Source organism: Persicitalea sp. (genome assembly GCF_041751555.1).
Classification (GTDB): Bacteria; Bacteroidota; Bacteroidia; order Cytophagales; family Spirosomataceae; genus Persicitalea.
Genome location: NZ_JBGSXF010000502.1, coordinates 1 through 2,883, shown reverse-complemented (window position 1 = coordinate 2,883; position 2,883 = coordinate 1). Strand labels below are relative to the sequence as shown.

Annotated in this window: 6 protein-coding genes; 5 read left to right on the top strand and 1 reads right to left on the bottom strand. The window is 50.3% G+C overall.

All coding sequences use genetic code 11. The annotated features are described in order from the left end of the window. Positions 1-99 (bottom strand): ATP-binding cassette domain-containing protein (locus tag ACEW8P_RS17900; protein ID WP_373514444.1); only part of this gene is annotated, 99 nt, incomplete at its 3' end. Between the two features lie 65 nt (positions 100-164). Here ACEW8P_RS17900 and ACEW8P_RS17895 point away from each other — a divergent pair. The 5 genes from ACEW8P_RS17895 (at position 165) to ACEW8P_RS17875 (ending at position 2,007) form a co-directional block, all read left to right on the top strand. After that, positions 165-485, top strand: coding sequence for a transposase (locus ACEW8P_RS17895; protein WP_373514443.1), 321 nt, complete (start codon positions 165-167; stop codon positions 483-485). Positions 486-600: 115 nt separating this feature from the next. Continuing rightward, positions 601-870 (top strand): IS3 family transposase, encoded by a 270-nt coding sequence (locus ACEW8P_RS17890; protein ID WP_373514442.1) that lies wholly within the window; start codon positions 601-603, stop codon positions 868-870. Then, positions 849-1,025: a hypothetical protein gene (locus ACEW8P_RS17885; RefSeq protein WP_373514441.1), complete on the top strand. Its 177-nt coding sequence runs from the start codon at positions 849-851 to the stop codon at positions 1,023-1,025. Before ACEW8P_RS17890 ends, ACEW8P_RS17885 begins: the two co-directional genes overlap by 22 nt. After that, positions 1,018-1,290, top strand: coding sequence for a DDE-type integrase/transposase/recombinase (locus ACEW8P_RS17880; protein WP_373514440.1), 273 nt, complete (start codon positions 1,018-1,020; stop codon positions 1,288-1,290). Before ACEW8P_RS17885 ends, ACEW8P_RS17880 begins: the two co-directional genes overlap by 8 nt. 114 nt (positions 1,291-1,404) lie before the next feature. After that, positions 1,405-2,007, top strand: a complete 603-nt coding sequence (locus tag ACEW8P_RS17875) for a hypothetical protein (RefSeq protein WP_373514439.1) — start codon at positions 1,405-1,407, stop codon at positions 2,005-2,007. The last annotated feature ends 876 nt before the right edge of the window (positions 2,008-2,883 follow it).

The window sequence follows — 2,883 nt, the reverse complement described above, 5'->3', positions numbered from 1 at the left end:
CAGTAGCAACTCGATGAGCGTACTTTTGCCTTTACCGGACTCACCCGTAATTGATGTCGTTTTGTTGATAGGTATGGTACAATTGAAATTGTCAAAGATTGGCGGAGCTTCCTTGAGATGGTTCGGTTTATCGGCACAGTGAACTTGCTTAAATTAGCAAGACTATGCACGAAGACAAAAAACGACGCAAGTACGATGCAGCCTTCAAGGCAGAGGTTCTCAGGATGGTCGAGAGCGGTCAATCGGTTCGTTACGCCGCCGGGGCTCTGGGAATCTCCGAAAACCTGATCCACACTTGGAAAAGCAAGAACAAAATGGGAAAAGGGAAGACGGTTCGCCAGGGCGAACTTTCAGTTGAAAACCAGCAGCTTAAGGAACGGGTTCGCCAACGGGAGGCCGAGCGGGACATTTCAAAAAAAGCCTTGCGGACGCCGCGCGGAGCATTTTCAGCCGCGCGAGCTGACCGTGCCCTACGACTTGATTGACACCCTGTCCGGCGAGTTCGCCGTCAGCACACTCTGTTTGGTGTCGGGGGCCACGGGGCCGCCCGGCGGTCGCAGGGCTCATCACCGTTATGTGAGGGGCGGCAGCTACCAGCCGATGGCTAGAAGGGAAGAAGAAGAGCTCCTGGTAGAAAGGGTCTTTGGCGAACACAAGCGCAGGTACGGAAGTCGGCGGATCACCGCTGAGTTATGCGAGCAGGGATACGCCATCGGGCGGCACCAGGTTCGCAGCCTTATGAGGAACAGTGGGTTGCGACCCATACAGCCGAAGTCGTTTGTGCGGCAGCGGCCGACCGTCGCGCACGACCGACAGCACACACGGAAAGGGCTACTGTGGGACGGCCCATGCCGCCCAATCCACTGCTGAATCAGCCGCCGCCTGAGGCTCCTGACCAAGTCTGGATGAGCGACATCACGTACCTGCCCTTGGCCGGCGGGGGCTGGTGCTACCTGGCTAGTTGGATGGATGGCTCGGGCCACCCCGTTGTTTACCAGAAGGATAGTCGGCTGGCGGGTGGATGACGACACGGAGGATGCGTTGGTCATTACTCCGCTGCGGAATGCTTTGAGGTTGCGGCAGGCTCCTGCAGGTCTGATCGTTCATTCCGACCGGGGCGGCCAGTACGTCTCAAACAAGCTGCGTGATCTGGTCAGGTTGTGGAAGATAAGGCCCAGTATGAGCCGGGCCGACGACCCTTACGACAACGCCTTTGCCGAGTCGTTTTGGATGGGACCGCCCATGCGTCCGACTGAAGGCGGAAATGCTGGAAGGCGGGGCATTTCTTGACGTGGAAGACGCCAAAGTGGAGGTCTCTGATTGTATTGAGTGCTATTACAATCGGCAGGGCCGCCTGAGCGGTGCGAAAGCACTCGTCGCTGGGCTACAAAAGCCCTGAACAATTTGAGAGACAGTATCGCGATTAACTCGCAAGTAAAGTGTGCCGCTAAATTAGACCACCCCAGCCATTCGCTTTTTAAATGGGACGGTTTGCTGACGGTAAGTGCGTCTAAACTTTCATTTGTACAGACGACTGCCGACAAACCCAGTTTTTTGGTCCTGACGGTTGAACAACAAGGTGTCAATGAACCCGTAACGCTGACAACAGATGCCCCAGAGTGTTTTCAACTTGCTATCGATAGCCGTCCCGTTTTTTCACCCAAGCTTGCTCTGACACCGGCTTCTAGGGGTACACATGTACATGTTCGCTACTTTTCCAACAAAGGTGATGTGCACACGGGCCAACTGATTATTCAGAACGGGCTGAAAATAAAAAATGTGGTCTTGGAGGAGCGTCATACGAGATTTCTACCCGCCATTCAACCCCATTGGCCCGCTATCAGAAAGTCCGCAGGGACAGTGCGGCCTCAGCAGGCACCACTGTCCAAACCATTAGTATTCCTGCTGCTTGCTTTACTTGTGTTGCTTGGTATTGTATTGCCTATGCGGCTGTTACGCATCGTTCTCAGTCCATTCCTCTTTTATATTGCAATACCGACGAATTAAGCCAGGTCAATGGCCCGGACAAGGGGGGGTATTCGGGTTTGGCCCATGAGGATTTAGCGGTCAAAAGGACTCAAAAGGACCTGTTAACTGCCAGCACCAGCAAATGAAGCGATAAAACCTGTCGAAGAAAAAGTGACCCGGTTCATACCGCCAACCTGCAGGTCATCGGAAGAACTTTTGGTAAGTAATAGTCAGGTTGATAAACCAGAAGAGAGAAGTAAATTGGTTGCTGTCGTAGGAAAACCGGTGAATCAAAGAAAAGCGGGTAATCAAAAACCGGATGAAAAATATCAGCTAAAAATATTCCCAGAACGCCATTGCAGGCCCGCTCATTGCTACCCCGGATACATCTATGAACAGGTCGAACGCATTTGAAAATACAATTTGTCAAGCAGGATACTTGTTAAAATACAATAATCATTGCTTTTTGCCACCTTAACAGCATAGTAACTTTCAAAGAGGTATTGATTTTTGGGATTCAGTATGCTAAAATCAGACTTTACGCATAATCTAAAACTCCATGATAGACGATTCTAAGGCAGGAATCGTGTTTTTCCAAGCTAAATTGTTTTACATTTTAATGCGTTTAATATGATCTATGAGTGATTTTGAACTATTTTATGGTAATCCGTATTAAATCTGGCGCGGACCCCAGATACATCTATGAGTGTTTCGGAACGTGTACTTATACAGACCTAATGAACCATGTTCTACTTCATTTTAGAAATCCACCTGCTTTACAGGTGGTTATGTCCTACTGGCAATGGCTATCTTTATGGCATTTCCAAACACGGGAAATCGAGCCATGTAGTCTACAAGTGCTACTGCCACATGGTTTGGGTGCCCAAATATCGGTTTCGCATTTTGACTTAAAAG

Excerpts from the sequence above, each read along its gene's own strand:
- ACEW8P_RS17895 (WP_373514443.1), top strand. The coding sequence starts at position 165 with ATGCACGAAGACAAAAAACGACGCAAGTACGATGCAGCCTTCAAGGCA.
- ACEW8P_RS17890 (WP_373514442.1), top strand. The coding sequence starts at position 601 with ATGGCTAGAAGGGAAGAAGAAGAGCTCCTGGTAGAAAGGGTCTTTGGC.
- ACEW8P_RS17885 (WP_373514441.1), top strand. The coding sequence starts at position 849 with ATGCCGCCCAATCCACTGCTGAATCAGCCGCCGCCTGAGGCTCCTGAC.